This window comes from Polynucleobacter sp. 35-46-11 (genome assembly GCF_002281105.1).
The window spans coordinates 1-2,115 of sequence record NZ_NCFJ01000436.1 but is presented as its reverse complement, the minus strand read 5'-3'; the positions used below and the strand labels follow the sequence as shown (position 1 = coordinate 2,115).

2 protein-coding genes are annotated in these 2,115 nt (G+C 47.3%); both read right to left on the bottom strand.

From position 1 onward, the window contains the following. Positions 1-272 (bottom strand): sugar phosphate nucleotidyltransferase (locus tag B7Y67_RS16025; RefSeq protein WP_293599485.1); only part of this gene is annotated, 272 nt, incomplete at its 3' end. A 28-nt stretch (positions 273-300) separates the two neighbouring features. Next, the coding region (locus B7Y67_RS16020; protein WP_293599484.1) for a class I tRNA ligase family protein at positions 301-2,115 on the bottom strand (1,815 nt) is incomplete at its 5' end.

Sequence of the window (2,115 nt, the reverse complement as noted above, 5' to 3'; positions counted from 1 at the left end):
AATAGAGCCTGCTTATTTTTGGCTTCGAGTTCGGCTTCCAATTCATACGCTTTATCAAAGTGGTCTTCGATGGCACGCTTACTGCGACCAGTAACAAAAATCATTTCAGTAATGCCGGCAGCAATGGCTTCTTCAACCGCATACTGAATCAGGGGTTTATCCACGACATTCAGCATCTCTTTCGGACTGGCTTTGGTGGCTGGCAAGAAGCGTGTGCCAAGACCCGCAACAGGGAAGACAGCTTTGGTAACAGCTTTAGTGCTTAATGGCATAGAAATTCCGATCAGTTGTATTGCTGCTTTATTTCAGTCGCTCTAATTGTGCAACAAGCTTCTCATGGTTTTGCTCAAATCCAGCAAGACGTTGCTTTTCTTGGGCAACTACCTCTTCTGGTGCTCGCGCTACAAAACTTTCGTTACCAAGCTTGCCGCGTGCCTTGGTAATCTCATTTGCTAGGCGCTCAATTTCTTTGCTCAGACGAATTCTCTCGGCTGCAACATCTACTTCAATTTTGAGTAGTAGTTTGAGATTACCCACTAAGGCCATTGGAGCGCCAGGAGCATCCTTCTCGAGTGCAGACTCGTCATCATAGATTTTGACTTCAGATAATTTAGCCAAGGCAGTTAAGTAAGGGCTCGCCTGTTTCAAGAAGTCTTGTGGGCCACTAATCCAGAGGGGCACCTTGAGCGCAGGAGAGACTTGCATCTCACCACGTAAATTGCGGCAAGCATCCACAATCGATTTAATCTGGGCTACCCAAGCTTCGCTTTGCTCATCAATCTTATCGAGCTGAGCAACAGGGTATGGCTGTAATGCAATCGTTTGCTTGTCTTGCTTGGTCAACTCCTTACCAACCTTAGGCCCAACGGTTTGCCAAAGGGTTTCAGTAATGAATGGAATGAGTGGGTGCGCCATACGCAAGATAGTTTCTAAAACGCGAAGCAAAGTGCGACGAGTAGCGCGTTGCTGTGCCGGTGTCCCAGTCTGCAATTGAACCTTGGCTAGCTCTAAGTACCAATCGCAATACTCATCCCAAACAAACTGGTAAATGCTGCCAGCAATATTGTCAAAGCGATAGTTCTGGAAGCCCTTAGCAACATCAGCTTCCGTTCTCTGAAGTAAAGAAACAATCCAGCGATCTGCGGGAGAGAAGTCTAATTGCCCTTCTGGGCCGCATTGGTTGTCACAAGGAGCAAAACCATTTTCTTGTTCATCGCCAGGGCAATTCATGAGCACAAAGCGAGTGGCATTCCAAAGCTTGTTACAGAAATTGCGATAACCCTCGCAGCGTTTTTGGTCAAAGTTAATATTGCGACCAAGTGAGGCGAGTGAAGCGAAAGTAAAGCGTAAGGCATCCGTACCAAACGCAGGAATACCTTCCGGAAATTCTTTCTTAGTTTTCTTACCTATGCTTTCAGCTTGTTTGGGGTTCATCAAGCCGGTGGTGCGCTTAGCGACCAAGTCTTCAATCTTGATGCCGTCAATGAGGTCGATTGGATCCAAAGTATTTCCTTTGGACTTACTCATCTTTTGACCTTCGGCATCACGAACTAGGCCATGAACGTACACTGTATTAAACGGTACCTTGCCAGTGAAATGACAAGTCATCATGACCATTCTGGCCACCCAGAAGAAGATGATGTCAAAGCCGGTGACCAAAAGAGATGAAGGTAAGAAATGCTTGAGAGCAGGCGTTTCCTCTGGCCAGCCTAATGAGCTAAAGGGCACTAGCGCGGAGCTAAACCAGGTATCTAAGACATCAGGGTCGCGGTTGAGTTGCCCGGTATAGCCTGCCGCAACAGCTTTGACCTTGGCTTCTTCTTCAGAGCGAGCAACAAAGATCTGGCCATCATCGCCATACCAAGCGGGGATTTGATGGCCCCACCAGAGTTGACGTGAGATGCACCAGTCTTGAATGTTCTCTAGCCACTGGGTATAGGTATTGATCCAGTTTTCAGGAACGAGCTTGATGTCACCTTTAGTGACTGCATCTAATGCTGCGCCAGCGATAGATGAGCCTGGTTGATATTGATTGTCTGGACTTGGTTTAGACATTGCCACAAACCATTGGTCAGTGAGCATAGGCTCAATAATGGTTTGAGTGCGATCGCCACG